The organism is Pelatocladus sp. (genome assembly GCF_059505505.1).
In genome coordinates this window covers 17,301-34,218 of record NZ_JCACKS010000201.1, presented here as the reverse complement: position 1 = coordinate 34,218, position 16,918 = coordinate 17,301, and the positions used below count along the sequence as shown (strand labels likewise).

The 16,918-nt window shown below is 40.7% G+C and carries 17 protein-coding genes; 9 read left to right on the top strand and 8 right to left on the bottom strand.

Annotation, left to right across the window (positions count from 1 at the left end; all coding sequences use genetic code 11):
• Window positions 1–283: 283 nt before the first annotated feature.
• Together AC5JMK_RS15690 and AC5JMK_RS15685 are read left to right on the top strand one after the other, a co-directional pair.
• Window positions 284–1,984 (top strand): TM0106 family RecB-like putative nuclease, encoded by a 1,701-nt coding sequence (locus AC5JMK_RS15690; protein ID WP_495910513.1) that lies wholly within the window; start codon window positions 284–286, stop codon window positions 1,982–1,984.
• A gap of 39 nt (window positions 1,985–2,023) precedes the next feature.
• On the top strand, window positions 2,024–3,211 hold the full coding sequence (locus tag AC5JMK_RS15685; protein ID WP_096675828.1) for an esterase-like activity of phytase family protein: 1,188 nt from the start codon (window positions 2,024–2,026) through the stop codon (window positions 3,209–3,211).
• A gap of 136 nt (window positions 3,212–3,347) precedes the next feature.
• On the opposite strand, the gene AC5JMK_RS15680 is transcribed toward AC5JMK_RS15685, so the two are convergent.
• A complete protein-coding gene (locus tag AC5JMK_RS15680; RefSeq protein ID WP_495910512.1) occupies window positions 3,348–3,476 on the bottom strand; it encodes a hypothetical protein in 129 nt (42 codons plus the stop codon).
• 11 nt (window positions 3,477–3,487) lie between these two features.
• On the opposite strand from AC5JMK_RS15680, the gene rpsO reads away from it, so the two are divergent.
• The 3 genes from rpsO (at window position 3,488) to aroF (ending at window position 5,635) form a co-directional block, all read left to right on the top strand.
• The gene (gene rpsO / locus AC5JMK_RS15675) at window positions 3,488–3,757 is read left to right on the top strand and encodes a 30S ribosomal protein S15 (protein WP_017309568.1); all 270 of its coding nucleotides are present in this window, start codon (window positions 3,488–3,490) and stop codon (window positions 3,755–3,757) included.
• Between the two features lie 12 nt (window positions 3,758–3,769).
• Window positions 3,770–4,234 (top strand): PAM68 family protein, encoded by a 465-nt coding sequence (locus AC5JMK_RS15670; protein WP_096675827.1) that lies wholly within the window; start codon window positions 3,770–3,772, stop codon window positions 4,232–4,234.
• 342 nt (window positions 4,235–4,576) lie between these two features.
• Window positions 4,577–5,635, top strand: a complete 1,059-nt coding sequence (aroF, locus tag AC5JMK_RS15665) for a 3-deoxy-7-phosphoheptulonate synthase (RefSeq protein WP_495910511.1) — start codon at window positions 4,577–4,579, stop codon at window positions 5,633–5,635.
• Window positions 5,636–5,795: 160 nt separating this feature from the next.
• On the opposite strand, the gene AC5JMK_RS15660 is transcribed toward aroF, so the two are convergent.
• Window positions 5,796–6,665 (bottom strand): hypothetical protein, encoded by an 870-nt coding sequence (locus AC5JMK_RS15660; RefSeq protein ID WP_495910510.1) that lies wholly within the window; start codon window positions 6,663–6,665, stop codon window positions 5,796–5,798.
• Between the two features lie 115 nt (window positions 6,666–6,780).
• Window positions 6,781–7,374 carry a DUF1517 domain-containing protein gene (locus tag AC5JMK_RS15655; protein WP_096675824.1) on the bottom strand — a complete coding sequence of 198 codons (594 nt, stop codon included), beginning with the start codon at window positions 7,372–7,374 and terminating at the stop codon, window positions 6,781–6,783.
• A gap of 122 nt (window positions 7,375–7,496) precedes the next feature.
• Here AC5JMK_RS15655 and AC5JMK_RS15650 point away from each other — a divergent pair, with 122 nt between their 5' ends.
• Window positions 7,497–8,342 (top strand): prephenate/arogenate dehydrogenase, encoded by an 846-nt coding sequence (locus AC5JMK_RS15650; RefSeq protein ID WP_495910509.1) that lies wholly within the window; start codon window positions 7,497–7,499, stop codon window positions 8,340–8,342.
• Window positions 8,343–8,428: 86 nt separating this feature from the next.
• Here the strand turns inward: AC5JMK_RS15650 and AC5JMK_RS15645 are convergent, their stop codons facing one another.
• From AC5JMK_RS15645 to AC5JMK_RS15625, 5 genes are all read right to left on the bottom strand, one after another.
• Window positions 8,429–8,740 (bottom strand): hypothetical protein, encoded by a 312-nt coding sequence (locus tag AC5JMK_RS15645; RefSeq protein WP_495910508.1) that lies wholly within the window; start codon window positions 8,738–8,740, stop codon window positions 8,429–8,431.
• 19 nt (window positions 8,741–8,759) lie between these two features.
• Window positions 8,760–8,942, bottom strand: coding sequence for a hypothetical protein (locus AC5JMK_RS15640; RefSeq protein ID WP_495910507.1), 183 nt, complete (start codon window positions 8,940–8,942; stop codon window positions 8,760–8,762).
• Window positions 8,943–9,204: 262 nt separating this feature from the next.
• On the bottom strand, window positions 9,205–9,411 hold the full coding sequence (locus AC5JMK_RS15635; protein ID WP_495910506.1) for a hypothetical protein: 207 nt from the start codon (window positions 9,409–9,411) through the stop codon (window positions 9,205–9,207).
• A gap of 214 nt (window positions 9,412–9,625) precedes the next feature.
• On the bottom strand, window positions 9,626–10,465 hold the full coding sequence (locus tag AC5JMK_RS15630) for a pentapeptide repeat-containing protein (RefSeq protein WP_495910505.1): 840 nt from the start codon (window positions 10,463–10,465) through the stop codon (window positions 9,626–9,628).
• A gap of 91 nt (window positions 10,466–10,556) precedes the next feature.
• A complete protein-coding gene (locus tag AC5JMK_RS15625; RefSeq protein WP_495910523.1) occupies window positions 10,557–11,228 on the bottom strand; it encodes a DUF3120 domain-containing protein in 672 nt (223 codons plus the stop codon).
• Window positions 11,229–11,561: 333 nt separating this feature from the next.
• On the opposite strand from AC5JMK_RS15625, the gene AC5JMK_RS15620 reads away from it, so the two are divergent.
• The 3 genes from AC5JMK_RS15620 to AC5JMK_RS15610 all read left to right on the top strand — a co-directional run bounded on the left by AC5JMK_RS15620 (window position 11,562) and on the right by AC5JMK_RS15610 (window position 16,835).
• Window positions 11,562–12,473, top strand: coding sequence for an undecaprenyl-diphosphate phosphatase (locus tag AC5JMK_RS15620; protein WP_096675818.1), 912 nt, complete (start codon window positions 11,562–11,564; stop codon window positions 12,471–12,473).
• Between the two features lie 203 nt (window positions 12,474–12,676).
• Complete coding sequence (locus tag AC5JMK_RS15615; RefSeq protein ID WP_495910504.1) at window positions 12,677–14,002, top strand: TIGR03279 family radical SAM protein; 1,326 nt, start codon at window positions 12,677–12,679, stop codon at window positions 14,000–14,002.
• A gap of 103 nt (window positions 14,003–14,105) precedes the next feature.
• Window positions 14,106–16,835 (top strand): family 10 glycosylhydrolase, encoded by a 2,730-nt coding sequence (locus AC5JMK_RS15610; protein ID WP_495910503.1) that lies wholly within the window; start codon window positions 14,106–14,108, stop codon window positions 16,833–16,835.
• Window positions 16,836–16,918: the final 83 nt, after the last annotated feature.

Genomic DNA, 16,918 nt, shown 5'->3' with positions numbered 1-16,918 from the left:
TAGTGAAAAAGCTATCTTCAAGAATTACCTACCTGAGCATCAGTGAGAAAACAAACAATTTGATTCACCCGTAACACACCCTACACCCTGACTCAAGTTTCATGCGATCACTCTGTTAAAAGTATCTTAAAATAAGATAGACTATACAAAAATTCACGCTCTTTGGTAGTCTACCAAAGTTAAAGAATACAAAAGTGTAATACCAGGACTAGGAAAACCAAAACTGGTGCCTTCAATCCCAAAATCCCAAGGTGATCAGCCTCTGGGAGTTACAATATACTAAATGTTAATTAGTGCTGAACTACTGCTGCAATACCATCGCTGTAAGCGCCGACCTTATTTAGATCTCTACGGTGACTTCAGAGAAACAGATGGTGCAAATGATTTGCTGATCAAGTTGCAGCGAGACAAAATCGTTTATCAAAAAACAGTCCTCACACAGTGGAATTCTTTGCGACCCAATTATCCCCAAGGTGATTGGTACAGAGGTCAAACTGCGACTATTGAATTAATGCAGCAGGGCGTAGAGTGTATTTATCATGGTGTGCTGTTAACTCAGTACTCTGATATACACTTACACTTATACGAGTTGATAGATACCCAAGAAGTTACAGATACACAAAGTGAAGATTTCTCGGTGTCCCCTCGTCAGGATTTCCGCATTTTTCCTTCAGCTTCACCTGTTTATCCTGATTTAGAAAGATATACCCTATTAAGTCGTCCAGATTTACTAATTAAAAAACCGGGAAATTCTTGCTTTGGAGACTGGATGTATGTTCCGGTGAATATCGAACTAGGAAAACGTCCTAAACAAGAGTATCAAAGTGTAGCAGCATTTCACGCCCAAGTTTTGGCGATGGTGCAGCAAGCAGAACCAGAAACGCCTTGGCTAATTTTACGCGGTAAAGAAACTAGATATCCAGTAGATTTAACCAAAGCAATGCCACAAATGCATCGTATTTTGTGGGAATTGATTCAAACTCTAGAAAAAAATAAAGCACCAGAGATATTTATTAGTCGTCAAAAGTGCAATCTTTGTCATTGGTACAGCAGTTGTTATGCGATCGCTCAATCTCAAAAACACCTGTCTCTACTCCCAGGAATCACACCCATTCGCTACACTCAACTACAAGCACTAGAGATCACCACATTAGAATCTTTAGCTCAAACAAGTCCAACATTACTAGAAAATCTACCTGGTTTTGATAGCCAAATTGCTTGTAAAGTTATAGTCCAGGCTCAATCTGTCATCGAAAATCGCCCGCTTATCTTACCTGCTAGTGACAAAATTTTAACTCTTGCTAAGGATAACATCACTACAAATGGATCTAATAGAGCAAGCGGTATTGCTCAACAGCAGAATTTACTGCTATTTTCTCAACAGCAAATTAATTCCCTGAGTTTGACTAGTTCGTCTCCAGATATATTTACAGCACCGATTGAGCTTTACTTTGATATTGAAGCTCAACCAGACTTGAATTTAGATTACTTACTAGGTGTTTTGGTTGTTGATAGACAAAACAACACAGAGCAATTTTATTCTTTATTAGCAGAAAAGCTAGAAGACGAAGAGTTAATATGGCAGCAATTTTTGGATTTGGTGTGGCAATATCCTCATGCACCAATTTACCATTTTTGCATCTACGAATACGACACAGTTAAACGACTGTCTAAACTTTACCATACTCCAAATGCTGTGGTAAAACCCATACTAAATCGGTTTGTAGATGTATATGAAAAACTAACCCAAAGTGTAGCATTGCCTGTAGAAAGTTACGCCTTAAAAGCGATCGCCCGTTGGTTGGGTTTTGAATGGCGTCATCCCGAAGCTAGCGGTGCTAAATGTATATACTGGTACGATCAGTGGTTAAAAACAGGCGATCGCACTTTATTAGAAAAAATCCAATCTTACAATGAAGATGATTGTCGTGCGACGCGCAGTGTGAAAGATTGGTTCGTTAGCTTTTTGCCAACTGAGTTATGATATTGTGTTGTGGAATTTTATTCTTAGCAACACTTACCAATGCACTTAGTCAAAAAAATATTGAAATTTCCCAAATTTATTTTATTTTTGCTCACGATTTTCATCATCAGTCTTTTTTTAAGTAATTTCAGAACATCGGCTGTTGAAATCGCAGATATAAAATTTATTGGTTCTACTACTTTACCCAAAGGTTTGTTATTTCAAAAAACTGAAGTAGGTGGTTTATCTGGAATCACCTATGATACTAAAAATGACCTGTACTATGCCATATCTGATGACCGTAGTAACAAAGGTGCGGCTCGTTTTTATACTCTCAAAATCAACCTGAGTAAAGGTTCTCTTCAAGATGGTGGTGTTACTATTGTTGGAGTTAATCCACTAATTAATGAAACTGGTAAAAACTTTGGTGCTGGTAGTATAGATGCAGAAGGAATAGCCTTAACCAGCAAGTCAACAGTATTTATTTCTTCTGAAGGTGATGCTAATCAATTAATAAATCCTTTTATCAAAGAGTTTTCTCTATCTTCTGGGAGCGAATTAAGAACACTACCCATACCAAGCAAATTTTTGCCAGATAAAAATGGGAAAAAAGGTATCCGCAACAATTTAGCTTTTGAGAGTCTCACGATTACACCTGATGAAAATAGTTTATTCACAGCCACCGAAAATGCTCTAATTCAAGATGGTTCAGAAGCAAAGCCAAATACTAGTAGTCCATGTCGAATTTTGCAATATAATTTGTTGACAAATCAGCCAGAAAAAGAATTTGTTTATCAGACTGAAGCGATCGCACCATTTTTTAATATTTCTCGCAAATTTGCTAGTGGGATACCTGATTTATTTGCCCTTGACAATCAAGGACATTTTCTGAGTTTAGAACGGAGTTTTACTGGCTTAGGATTTTATATTGCGCTGTTTCAAGTTTCTCTAGAAGGAGCAACAGATATTCATAATATTAACAGTCTTTTAGCATCTGGCTCTCCAAATATTAAACCAGTTCAAAAAAAACTACTATTCGACTTGAGAAATCTTGACGTATTTTTAGATAATGTTGAAGGTTTAACTCTTGGTCCCAAATTATCAAATGGACAGCGTTCATTAATTCTTGTCAGCGACAACAATTTTAATTCTCTGCAACGTACTCAATTTTTAGCTTTTGAACTCAAGATCGAATCACCTCTGATTAGATTATTACGTCGTCTGAGAAATCTTAATTTTCAGCGCTAAGGTCATACCAAAATCATAAAATAAAAATGAAGCACCACCAATGATCAATGATCACTCTAACGAGTCAAGTTTATTTGTACCGATCTACATTAACTCCCAAATCCCCCGTTTCCTTATATACATCTACAGCTTCGGTTCAAGCGATCGCCTTGCGGATGAGATGAGCCAAACAATGTTGGCATTCTTGGATAATCACTGTCTTCAAAGATTCATGGAGGTTTGTGATAATATGGGAGACTGCTGCATAATTTATAGAAACAGACAACTAACTCAATCATGGCTCTGACGCAACAGCGCAAACTGGAGATTATCTCCCAATACCAAGTACACGAAACCGACACTGGCTCTGCCGATGTTCAAATTGCCATGCTGACGGAACGTATTAACCGTCTTAGTGAACATCTGCAAGCCAATAAGAAAGACTTTTCTTCCCGTCGGGGATTGTTAAAGTTGATCGGTCAGCGTAAACGTCTTTTATCCTATATACAGAAAGATAGTCGAGAACATTATCAAGCTTTGATTGCTCGTCTCGGCATTCGTGGATAGGAACTCTTTATTATGCCTGCTGAATCTGATCGCTTGCCATTTGAACCGAATAAAAAGCGTCAAAAACCTGCCAAGGCAGAAAGTAAAGCTCAAATTGTTAAGCAAGAGCCTGTAAAAAAGGAAAAGAAAAAACCACGTTATAGCAAAGAAGAAGTTGCGATTCCCCAAGTAGTCAGCCAACGAATGATGCGTCGTGTGGCTGGTTTTGCTGGAGTGCCAACCTCTTTGGGGATAATGACCTTGGTTGTGAGCTATTTCCTTCTCACCAACACCGACATCAAACTACCTCCCGTCGCCGTTTTATTGGTGAATATGGGATTTTTTGGTTTAGGTGTATTGGGGATATCTTACGGTGTTCTTTCTGCTTCTTGGGATGAAGATAGAACCGGAACTCTCTTGGGTTGGAATGACTTTATTACCAACTTTGGGCGGATGGTTTCAGCTTGGCGTGAATCTCGGCAAAAAAAGAATACATAATTGCTAGCGCTCAGAGACTCAGATAATTGCTGATCTGGAAATAAACATTTTTCCAGCGTATTGGGTAGATTTAAAAAAAGTGTTGAAGTTTAATAACTTCAACATTGCTGAACTCAGCAAAAATTAATATTCTTTTAACCCAATACAAGCAGCAAAACTTCTGAGCGCTCTATTTTTGATTTGTTTTCTCAAAGTGAATTATTAAAAAAATATTATAAATTTGTAAAAATCAAAAGAGATCTGTATTAAAGCGTAAAGAAAAAACTAGAAACCACAAAATATAACTGAATTTCTTAGATATTAGATAATAATTAATAGCAACTAGCAATTAACAACTGAAACATGATTGTAGTCATGAAAATTGGTTCCCCTGAAGCGGAAGTTAACCGCGTTAGTGAGGAACTCACCACTTGGGGGCTGACACCAGAAAGAATTGTTGGTAAACACAAAGTCGTAATTGGTCTAGTTGGTGAAACAGCCGACTTAGACCCCCTGCAAATTCAGGAAGTTAGTCCTTGGATTGAGCAAGTATTGCGGGTAGAAAAGCCTTACAAACGCGCTAGCCGTCAATACCGTCACGGAGAAGCGTCTGAAGTAGTTATCAACACTCCTGATGGGCCTGTTACCTTTGGCGAACACCACCCCTTAGTAGTTGTGGCTGGACCCTGCTCCGTCGAAAATGAAGAAATGATTATTGAGACGGCGCAACGTGTCAAAGCTGCGGGAGCTAGATTTCTCCGTGGTGGTGCTTACAAACCCCGGACTTCGCCTTACGCCTTCCAAGGTCATGGTGAAAGCGCTTTAGAATTACTTGCAGCAGCACGGGAAGCTAGCGGGCTGGGTATTATTACAGAAGTTATGGACACTGCTGACCTGGACAAAATCGCAGAAATTGCTGATGTTGTCCAAGTAGGAGCAAGAAACATGCAAAATTTCTCTCTACTCAAAAAAGTCGGAGCGCAACCAAAGCCAGTTTTACTAAAGCGGGGAATGTCGGCAACTATTGAAGAATGGTTGATGGCTGCTGAATATATTTTGGCGGCGGGAAATCCAAATGTGATTTTGTGCGAACGAGGAATTCGTACCTTTGACCGCCAATATACGCGTAATGCTTTGGATATATCAGCTATACCAGTGTTGCGAAACCTGACTCACCTACCGATCATGATTGATCCTAGTCATGGTACTGGTTGGGCTGCTTATGTACCTTCGATGTCAATGGCGTCTATTGCTGCTGGGTGTGATTCCTTAATGATTGAGGTTCACCCCAACCCGAAGAAGGCTTTGTCAGACGGGCCTCAATCTCTGACACCAGAGGCTTTCGATCAGTTAATGCAAGAACTAGCAGTCATTGGTAAGGCTGTGGGACGTTGGCCACAACCAGCTGTGGCTTTGGCTTAAAGTAATACACAGAGTAGAGACGTTGCAGTGCAACGTCTCTACATGCCCAAAATTATGACGAAAAATCCTATCCCTTGCAGTATTGATGCTTAATTACCATTACTCATTACCGACCTCAACGGATAGTATAAGTGTTCAAGCAGACATAATATCAAATTAACTACCGTCTTCTGCTACCAAAACCACTGCTACGACGACTTGAAGAACTACGTCCGCTACCAAAACTTCTACCAGAATTGCGTCTAGTAGAACTAGAGTTACCAGATGGTCTGAGGGTACTGCTACCATAACCAGAACCAGTGGGGCGACTACCAGTAGTGGTACGTGGTGTTGTGCGTACAGTTGAGGTATTGGGAGTTCTGCGAATATTCCCTGTTGTACGGAAAGCAGTGCGATTTCTGACTGCTGCTGGTGGCTGATTGTAACGACTCTGATAGCTGGAAACTGCATCGTTATAGCTTCTGCCATAACCGCCGTAACCAGTCAAAGTTACTCCTGGTTGATACACAGGTGGTACATAGTACTGGGGTCTAAACAACAGACTACCAAGGGCTTGACCAGCTAAAGCTCCAGCAAAAGGTGTCCAAAAACTACTTTGTTGACGGACGACTACCGTCTCCTGCTGTCCAGTTTGAGGATTTGTTTGAGTTTGGGTGACGTTGTGGACGTACTCAATTTTAAAATCTTCTGTTAAGTACATCGCTGGCTGTCCGTTTTCCACTTTCAGGTAAGTTTTTTTACCCTGTTTGACTTCATCATCGGTCAGCCGCGCCATTTGCAAATTTTCGGTTCTCACAGTTGGGGGCGTAGTGTTGAGCAAAAATAGAGTGTATACCCCATCACCATCGTCATAAGTAGCTTGTTGTACTGGATACTGACCATCTTTCAACTTACTGATGTTTGTTGTCTGATTGCCATTATTAGCTTGTGGCTGATTTTGATTTGCTCCACCACCGCAGGCAACTGTGGTTAAACACAAACTCAATGTTAGAACAATTACTGTTAATTTACGCAAAATTTTCATCAGCATTTAACTATCTTCTCATCTTCGAGCTTAACAATTTCTCAATCAAATTGGGAATTGATGGGTGTTGGTAGTTGTTAGTTAATTGTCCCAAATAACAATCAACCATATACTAAGACCATTACAAAGGTATCAACTCTGGATAGTATTGCAAAAGTTGGTCGTTAGTAAGTTCATCACCTAATTGAGCAGGTGAAAAATGTACCTGAATTGCTTGGAGTTTATGGTTATAATGCAAATTAATTAAGGCTTTGAAAGCTTCTTTCAAAGCATAAGTATTGGCGAGATCGGTTTCTAATTCTGGTACTTCTCCTTGATAAGCAATTGTAATCATGACAACAACATTGCGCGTTACAGGTATAGAAAAAGAGTCATTATAATCAGACTCAGAACTGAAATCTGGCTCACTCTTGTAACGTTGGGCTGAGTCTGTAAACAACTCATTCACATAATCTCCCGCTTCGCCTTCATTCCAAAATACATCACCTTCATTGGCAGCAGAAAGCCAGTATTCATCGTATTGCAAGAGAGTTTGGCTGAGTTCTACTAGTCCCTCTCCCAAAATATTTAAATCACCATCAGAATCTATTGCTTCTCGCGCACCATGATTTAATATTCCCAAGATTGGTGCAACTTCAGATCCTGCTAAATGTAACATAATACGACACACTACATAGCGAGTCTTACCTATCATTCTATTAAAGGAATCACGCATTTTTTACTCCTAATATTTGGTCAGTGGTTATATAGTTTTTTATTTACCACTATTTACTATTTATTAACTACTAAATATTAATTTATATAATGACTGGTAATTGAATTTCGGTCAAAATCACAATGAATATTGGTATTTTAGGACTTGGACTAATTGGCGGCTCTTTGGGTTTAGATTTACGATCGCATGGACATTATGTTGTAGGAGTCAGTCGTCAGCAATCCACCTGTACCAAGGCGATCGCTCTTGGTAGTGTAGATCAAGCATCTGTTGACATGAGCTTGCTCACTGCTGTAGAGGTTGTATTTATTTGTACACCGATTGGACTTATTATTCCTACTGTTGAGCAGTTGATCACTTATCTATCTGCTAATGTTGTGATCACCGATGTTGGTTCAGTCAAAACACCGATAGTTAAAGCCATTTCTCCCCTATGGACAAATTTTATCGGTGGACACCCGATGGCGGGTACAGCCGAAAGTGGTATTGAAGCTGCACAAAGACATCTATTTGTTGATAGACCTTATGTGTTGACACCAACTGCTACAACACCCCCAGAAGCAATATCTACCGTAGAGACAATAGTCAAACAACTGGGATCTAAACTTTATTATTGTCCTCCCGAACATCATGACCGCGCCGTAAGTTGGATTTCTCATTTACCAGTCATGGTGAGTGCTGCTTTAATTACTGCTTGTTTGGGTGAAAGTGATCCCCAAGTCTTGCAATTAGCCCAAAAATTAGCTAGTTCTGGCTTTCGAGATACTAGTCGTGTCGGCGGCGGTAATCCAGAACTAGGAATGATGATGGCACAGTATAATCAACAAGAAGTATTGCGATCGCTCCAACAATATCGTCATAATATTGATGAATTAATTCACCTGATTGAGCAAAAAAATTGGACAGGTTTAGAAGAAAAGCTCAAGTTGACTCAATCAAGTCGTCCTGAATTTGTAGAAAATTTTTAGTCATCATAATTTTGAGATTGTATTGTAGAGACGCGTAGACGCTCGTAAGAGCGGCTTCTCGTAAGAGTATTATCGCGTCTCATATCCTAATGAGCGCGTCTACGTTCCTCAAACCAACCTACATCAGTTCTAGTTTTTAGCCTTAACACCAAGCGTATTGGTTCTAAACTCGGATGTTGAAGCTTTGAACTCCAAGTTTCTCGTTCCAAGTGGGAAAGTTCTCGTTTCAAGTGAAAAAGTTCTCGTTTCAAGTGGGAAAATTCTCGTTCCAAGTGAGAAAGTTCTCGTTCCAAGTGGGAAAGTTCTCGTTTCAAGTGAAAAAGTTCTCGTTTCAAGTGGGAAAATTCTCGTTCCAAGTGAGAAAGTTCTCGTTCCCAGATATCTTGCACCAACCCCATATCCCGCAATACGGTTCGGTTAAGAATTTTTCGTCATAATTTTGGACATGTAGAGACGTTGCAGTGCAACGTCTCTACAGGGTTTAAATGTCTCTGGATCATTGAGGCGTTGCTGAGTCCACCAAGCGGCTTTCACAATATCCTCACTCACTGGCAATTGAAACACACTCAACCGCGCCAGCAACTTTTGTTTCACATACATCAATCAGCGCCCCCAACTCCACACTATCCAAACGCCGCGAATCATAATCACACCGTAACTCAAACGTCTGATTTTGACTGAGAGCAAAGCTGAAGGTGAGAGGCATAGCAAGATTAATATAAAGTCACTATCTTGTTATTCCCAGTATAATCACCGAATTTCGGAATCACAGGGAGCATCCCAATTTTTTCAAAATACCATAAACCAAAGGGTTTAAACCCTTTGCTAATAGCGCAAGTCGTCTTCAGACGACTTCATAAAATCAAACAGTCTGCTTCAGCAGAGTTTCACTATGAGACTGCGATTTCAATCGCAGGCGTTTTTTGAACATTTGGGATGCTCCCGAATCAGAACCCGAAGTTTCCTGTTTCAAACCCAAAGCTTCCTGTTTCAAACCCAAAGTTTCCTGTTTCAAACCCAAAGCTTCCTGTTTTGAACTCGAAGCTTCTGTCAATATACAAAAGTGCATTATGGACGGAACACCGAAAATCACCGAATGGCGCGTTGCGCTGCGCGACAACACACCCTACAAAACTTAGGAATTCTCAAAGAACCCCACCCCGGTTTTGTCTAACGCCAAAACCTCCCCTCCCCGCTTGCGGGGAGGGGATTAAGGGGTGGGGTGCAATGACTGTGGGAAGTATAACTATTCCCTGATCCCCGATCCCCGTTCCCTAATTAAATCAAGATCGATATCCTACTGCTTTAGAAAAATCCGTATTTCCAAGTTTGGCATTTTCAAAATTAGCATTTGTCAAGTCAGCACTGCGAAATGATGTGGCGAAGCAGCGTGTAATCTCTTTGACATTCTCAACCAACAAAAGCATGACTAGTGCGATCGCTCCTACACACAAACTCCCCCATACCAATCCCCAAACTAGATGCAGGGTGCTTAAGTGTGCAAATGCGACTGCTGCTAGTAAAAAAGCAAACCCATACGCTGCAACCGTACCACCAACCCCAATTCCCACACCAGCTAATCCCCTGGGAAAGCAAAAACCGAGCAATCCTGTAATCACCGCACTCAAAATTAAAGTTTTGATACCAACCTGCGGCTGATTTTGGATCGTGGTGATTCCGCGATAAAACAAAGCTAGTAATGCGCCTAATAATGCGCCGGAAACTGTTGTTGCAACACGCTTGATGAATAATCTAGTATGATTAATAACTCTTACAGCAGAAGCAACTGTGACAATACCCAAAACCGAGAAAAAAACGAGAGTATAAAACCAGGCAGGTTCTTCGGGAGTTACACCCAGAACATTAAATAATATCTGGCTAATTGCATGAAACGTCGCGATCGCCACAACTACTGCCACAATAATCGTAATTATCAAGTGTGTAAGAGTTTGACCAGCCTTGACTTCTTTAAAATTAGCTTCTCGCAATAGCGCTTTACTAAAATCACAACCACGAATGTCTGCACCGCTAAAGTCTGCACCAATCAAATTACGCTTTTGAAAAGAGCGATTTTGTAAATCCTGATTAGCAAAGTTGAACTCACTGGAATTATACCGTTTCACAAAAATCCTGATACATACTGGATTTACTGTAGGGCTGTACAGCCTTACACCCCTACTCATGTATTTGTATCATCAAAAAAGTGAAATGGTATTAGGCCAAAAGGGCAGCTAACAAAAATAAACTATCTACTAAAATTGTACTTAACACTGCTCCGCCAAAAGCATACCAGTGCCACTGTCTTCTACCTAAAGGTAAAATTCCTACCATTGTGAGAACCATAGCAAGAATTAATGCCCAAGCTACTCCCCAAGGGGTTTCTACTTGTGCTACAGCATTATGTAAAATTAATGGCACAAATTCTGGTTCTACTCGCATAATTTGTCGCCAGTGTGGCATTAAATTTACTAAGTAGAAATACACATCAGTTAAGGCAGTACCTAGTAAAGAACCCAAATAAAACCAGTTACCAACTTTTCCCCAATTGCGACGCAAGCACCATATGGCAAATGGTAGACCGATAGCTTCTACTGGTAAGTGCCATAAAGGTTCCCAACGTAACCAACCCCAGTAAATCGAACCAGCTAACCAACTCCAGCTAAACCCAAATAATAAATCTCCCCAATGGTATGTTACAGAACGTGACATTAATAAGAAACTCAGCCACACCCACAAAAATGTCAGACCAACACTCAACCACGGCAGCGATCGCACCAGAGGCGCTTCAATAAATACTGGTACGGTTACTAAAAATATAGCTGCTGCAAAAATTAACCAGGTTTGCCGAGCAGAAGCAAATACTACAAGCGGATTTGACGCCTGCATGTGCTGATGTCCGGAAGTGGAGAATGTCTCCGTCTTAGTTTTGATGCCAGTGGAAACAGTGTATGAAGACAATGTATTGTTAACCAAAGTTTATTAATATTATTTATTTAACTTTATTTTATTTAATATATCACAACACATATCCCCCCCAGGGGCATAATAATTATATCTTTTATCTTACAGGGAATTTTGAGCAGGAAAATCACATTTTCAATCCCTGTATTCCTCCTTTAGGAGTGTTTTTGAGAAAATACTCTTCCGGTACAACTGACTCCCAAGACGTAAAGTTGGATAATTCGTTAAAGTTAGGCAGCTACTTCTGGAGTGTGGTTAATGGGAACAATGTTTGTAACAGGTGGAGTAGAATTTTTTTTGCCTGTAGGAAATCATCTGATGCAAACAGCTGGTAATGCTGTTGCAGGTGAATCCAACTTGATTGGGAAAATAGTGCAAGGATTTATTTTAGGTATAGTCCAAGGTATTACAGAATTTTTACCTATCAGCAGTACCGCCCACCTGATCATATTTCGAGACATTTTAGGTTGGAAGGTGACATGGAGTAAAGCAGCTATTGATGCGATTCAGCTTGGCAGCGTTTTTGCAGTAGTAATATATTTTTGGAAAGACATTCACAATATTTTAGGGGGTGCTTGGTTCGCATTTCAGCATAAGGAATGGCAGCGATCTGAGTGGAAAATGTTTGTGGCGATCGCGATTGGGACGTTTCCTGCGTTATTAGGTGGTTTAGTACTCAAGATTTTAAATGTTGAATTGGAAAGTTCTTTGATGATTGCAGTCATGTCAATCGTGATGGCGATATTGTTGGGTTTAGCAGAGAAATTCGGCTCGCGCAAGCGTGGTTTTAAAGAAGTAAAAATTAAAGATGGAATTATTGTAGGTTTAGGGCAAATGATAGCTCTTCTACCAGGAGCTTCACGTTCTGGTTCAACTCTGACAACAGCCTTATTTATTGGCTTACAACGAGAGACTGCTGCTCGATTTTCATTTTTGTTAGGCTTACCAACACTGGCGATCGCCACAGCTGTTCAAACTAAAGACGTACTCCAAGAATCGCATATATTCCTGCCATTATTGATTGGTATCGCCTCAACCTTCGTATTTTCCTATTTATCAATTGCTTGGTTGCTGAAGTTCCTGCAACGACGTAGCAGCTGGGTATTTGTATGGTATCGCCTGGGGTTTGGAGCAGCAATTCTGGGTGCAATTGGTGCAGGAATTCTTTAGCAGCGCATGGAAAGGTGGCAACGGGGATAACTTTTTTGGTATAGGCTGATATTTGGCATATTAATACTGGCTGCAACTAGGATGGGATTGTTGATAAATATTTAATAGTTATTTAGTCATTAGTCATTTGTTTAAAACAAATGACCAATGACCAATGACCAATGACCAATGACCGATGACCAATGACCAATGACCAATGACCAATGACTACTATTCGTCCGGCTCGAATTACCAAAGTATTACCCGATTCTATTGCAGCAGAAATTGGTTTTGAAGTTGGGGATGCGATCGTCACTATTAACGGTACGCCTCCCCGTGATTTAATTGATTATCAGTTTTTGTGCGCTGATGAAATTTTAGAATTAGAAGTCTTAGACGCTACTGACAAAACTCATCATCTGGAAATTGAAAAAGACTACGACGAAGACTTGGGGTTAGAATTTGAAACCGCTTTGTTTGATAATTTAATTCAGTGCAATAATCGTTGTCCGTTTTGTTTCATCGATCAACAACCACCAGGTAAGCGTTCAAGTTTGTATCTCAAAGATGACGACTATCGCTTGAGCTTTTTGTATGGTTCTTACCTGACTTTAACTAATTTGACAGAACGGGAATGGCAACGTATTGAAGCAATGCGCCTGTCTCCATTATATGTATCGGTTCATGCTACAGAACCCGAAGTGAGAATTAGACTCTTAAAAAATCCTCGCGCGGGACAAATTTTGCAGCACATCAAGTGGTTTCAACAAAGACGACTGCAAATCCATGCCCAAGTAGTAGTATGTCCTGGTATAAATGATGGCAAGCACTTGGAACAAACCCTAACAGAATTAGCGTCATTTCATACTGGTGAAGTGCCAGCTGTTGCTTCGGTAGCAGTAGTACCAGTGGGATTAACCAAGTTTCGTCCCTCAAAAGACGAACTGACACCAGTTACACCAGAAAAAGCTCAAGAAGTGATTCAACAAGTGCGATCGCATCAGCAGCAATTTCGACAAAAATTTGATTCTACATTTGCTTGGTTAGCTGATGAATGGTTTTTAATCGCAGGAGAGAAATTACCATGTGAATCTGAATATGAAGACTATCCCCAAATCGATAACGGTGTCGGCTCGATTCGCTTGTTTATCAAGCAGTTTATGCAAACTGCGGATCAATTACTACCGCCAAAAATAAAAGAGCAAAAAAGATTTACTTGGGTAGTGGGTAACGCTGTAGAACAAGCATTTCAACCAATTCTAGAACGGTTAAATTCGGTAGAAGGTTTAGAAGTAAATATGCAGGCTCTTAATAGTGATTATTGGGGACAAAATATATCCGTGACAGGCTTGCTTACTGGTCATGATTTGTTGTTAAATTTACAAGGTCAAGATTTAGGAGATGGCATCTTGCTGCCAAGTATCATGCTAAAGCATGGTGAGTTGGTATTTTTAGATGATATAAATATGAAAGAATTAGCCCGTAAATTGGATACAAACATCTTTCCCGTTGCCGGAGTAGAGGAACTGATAAAGACCTGTATTAAATAGTTGGTTTGTTATTATTTGGTTGTTGAAATTAACTACCTACTAATGACCAATAACCAATAACCAATGACCAATGACCAATATTAATTGAGGAGTAAATAGTGAAGTGCTAAATAAAAAGATAAAAAAAAATAAATTAAAAAATATCAAAACAACTGGATTATTTATTTTTAAAATAAAATTTATATTTATACTACATAATCTATTCGCGATCGCACCAGCAATAGCTGCAACTAGTGAAGAACCTGTATTTAGTATTGTCCATACCCAAGAAAATGCCAGTCAGTGGGCGGGAATTGAAAATCGCTTACAAGCAATCGGAGCCAAGTACTGTGTAATTTCTTTAGATAGCGTTAAAAGTGCAGCAGATTGGGGCGATCGCCCGGTGTTATTTTTGCCGAATGTAGAGAGTATCTCACCAGTACAAGCGATCGCTCTCGAAGAATGGATGAGAAATGGTGGACGTTTGATCGCTAGTGGCCCAGTGGGGAGTTCATCAGCGCCGGGAGTGCGCCAACTGCTGGAATCTTTGTTAGGTGGATATTGGGGATTTAGCCTCAACTCTCCCCAAAAATTACAACCATCAGCAGTAATTACACGTAATTTAGACAACCAAGATGATCTGCTGGGTACAGTGCGTGGTGGCGTCATGATTCCCAATGCTATGGCGTCGCAAGCAGGTGCTGTTTGGGATGCTCAAGATAAACCTCCAGCAGTGTTAACCACAGAACGCTCTACTTTGTTAGGTTGGCGTTGGGGAGTAGACGCTGCTTCTGGTGTACAGACAGATACTGCTTGGTTAAAAGCTGCACTCAAACGTCATCTCAAAAAGTTTTCTATTTTTATTAGTAAAGTACCAGGAGGTTCATCAAACTGCTCTACCTCCGTCATTGCTAGCACTTCTGTCAATCCAGGTATTCCTCCTACTCCAAACAAACCCCCCACTCCAAGCACACCCCCTCCTCAAATTACAGCCACTGCTCCTCAACCCAGACCTCTACCTAATATTACGTTCCCACGTTCCGATGAGGCTATTGACCAACTTGAGCAGAGAGTGCGTTTGGATATAGAACCTAGATCTAATGCACCTATTAGTCGTAACGAAGCGATCGCTCTCCAACAACAGTTAGAAAATCTCATCGGTCGAGTAGAAAGCGCTCACCTAGCAGCTGCGGTACAAAATGGTAATTCCCAAATTGTTAAGGTACAGCAAGCAGAATTTGCTTCGGTGAAATCTGGCGCACCAGTCCAGACTACTGAGCAGGTAATAGCACAAGCAAGGGAAGTTGTCAAAAACTTGCCACAGCTAATTGCTCAAAAACAGTATGCTCAAGCACGCTCAAATTGGTTCATGGCCAAGTCTTCATTGTTGCAACAGTTTCCTGTTGATCAGAGATTAGCTCAACCAGAAATCCGAGCAATCTGGCTTGATCGGGGTACAATTGTGCGGGCTGGTAGCGAAAAGGGATTGGCTAAAATTTTTGATCGCTTGGCACAAGCAGGATTTAACACAGTATTTTTTGAAACAGTCAACTCTGGTTACACCATCTACCCTAGTCAAGTTGCACCCCAACAAAATCCCCTGATTCGTGGTTGGGACCCCCTAGCAGCAAGTGTGAAATTAGCCCACCAGAGAGGTATGGAATTACACGCTTGGGTTTGGACTTTCGCAGCTGGTAATCAACGCCATAATCAAATTCTCAACCTTAAACCTGATTATCCAGGGCCAGTGCTTGCTGCTCATCCAGATTGGGCAAATTATGATCAGCGTGGTCAAATGATTCCTCAAGGTCAAGGTAAACCCTTTTTTGATCAAGCTAATCCACAAGTGCGACAATACTTACAGCAACTATATGAAGAAATTGTTACCCGCTATCAAGTTGATGGCCTACAACTAGACTATATTCGCTATCCTTTCCAAGATCCAAATGCAGGAAGGACTTATGGCTATGGTAAAGCAGCAAGAGCCAAGTTTCAACAACTTACGGGTGTAGATCCAATCAATATCTCTCCCAGCCAAAGGGAATTATGGCAGAAATGGACAGAATTTCGTACTCAGCAAGTAAATAGCTTTGTTGCAGAATTGTCCAAGAATTTGCGAGCGAAAAGACCTAACCTGATATTATCGGTAGCAGTATTTCCCTTACCAGAACAAGAACGCATTCAGAAAATTCAACAAGATTGGGAAGTGTGGGCAAGACAAGGTGACGTAGATGTCATAATTCCCATGACCTATGCTCAAGATACCCTCCGCTTTGAGCGATTAGCACAACCTTGGATTGCTTCTTCAAAATTAGGCTCTACCTTACTAGTACCAGGAATTCGTCTGCTTTCTTTACCGACTGCTGGAGCATTTGACCAAATCCAATTAGTCAGAGATTTGCCAATTAGTGGTTATGCTCTGTTTGCTACTGAGAATTTTAACAACGAATTACACAAAGTTTTCAGTCGCACACAAAGTAGAAGACAAGGTACGCAAAAAGAACCGATTCCCTCTCGTCAGCCTTTTGCTGCTGCTGCTGCCCGTTATAATGCCTTGGTAAATGAATGGAAATTTGTTGACCAAAACGACGAACTGAAGTTATCAGCGATCGCAGTTTCGGACTTTCACACTCAAGCAGAAGTTTTACAAAGTACTTTAAATCAACTAGCTGCTGAACCAAATGCAAGTAAATATAGGCTAGCAAAAGCAACTCTGGCTCGTTTCCAGTCTCAATTTCGCGTCTGGATGCGATCGCAATCTGTGAATGAACCCTATCAAGTCAAAGCTTGGGAAAATCGTTTGGTGGCGATCGAAAAGCTATTACGTTACGGGGAGCGAACAACGGGAATTTAATGGGGAATGGGGAATGGGGATCGGGGATCGGGGATCGGGGATCAAGAAGGAGCAGGAGCAGGAGGAGGTGGAGTCTCTACCTT

Coding starts and splice junctions, on each gene's coding strand:
- AC5JMK_RS15690 (WP_495910513.1), top strand. CDS start 284: ATGTTAATTAGTGCTGAACTACTGCTGCAATACCATCGCTGTAAGCGC.
- AC5JMK_RS15685 (WP_096675828.1), top strand. CDS start 2,024: ATGCACTTAGTCAAAAAAATATTGAAATTTCCCAAATTTATTTTATTT.
- rpsO (WP_017309568.1), top strand. CDS start 3,488: ATGGCTCTGACGCAACAGCGCAAACTGGAGATTATCTCCCAATACCAA.
- AC5JMK_RS15670 (WP_096675827.1), top strand. CDS start 3,770: ATGCCTGCTGAATCTGATCGCTTGCCATTTGAACCGAATAAAAAGCGT.
- aroF (WP_495910511.1), top strand. CDS start 4,577: ATGATTGTAGTCATGAAAATTGGTTCCCCTGAAGCGGAAGTTAACCGC.
- AC5JMK_RS15660 (WP_495910510.1), bottom strand. CDS start 6,665: ATGCTGATGAAAATTTTGCGTAAATTAACAGTAATTGTTCTAACATTG.
- AC5JMK_RS15655 (WP_096675824.1), bottom strand. CDS start 7,374: ATGCGTGATTCCTTTAATAGAATGATAGGTAAGACTCGCTATGTAGTG.
- AC5JMK_RS15650 (WP_495910509.1), top strand. CDS start 7,497: ATGAATATTGGTATTTTAGGACTTGGACTAATTGGCGGCTCTTTGGGT.
- AC5JMK_RS15645 (WP_495910508.1), bottom strand. CDS start 8,740: ATGGGGTTGGTGCAAGATATCTGGGAACGAGAACTTTCTCACTTGGAA.
- AC5JMK_RS15640 (WP_495910507.1), bottom strand. CDS start 8,942: ATGTATGTGAAACAAAAGTTGCTGGCGCGGTTGAGTGTGTTTCAATTG.
- AC5JMK_RS15635 (WP_495910506.1), bottom strand. CDS start 9,411: ATGCACTTTTGTATATTGACAGAAGCTTCGAGTTCAAAACAGGAAGCT.
- AC5JMK_RS15625 (WP_495910523.1), bottom strand. CDS start 11,228: ATGCAGGCGTCAAATCCGCTTGTAGTATTTGCTTCTGCTCGGCAAACC.
- AC5JMK_RS15620 (WP_096675818.1), top strand. CDS start 11,562: ATGGGAACAATGTTTGTAACAGGTGGAGTAGAATTTTTTTTGCCTGTA.
- AC5JMK_RS15615 (WP_495910504.1), top strand. CDS start 12,677: ATGACTACTATTCGTCCGGCTCGAATTACCAAAGTATTACCCGATTCT.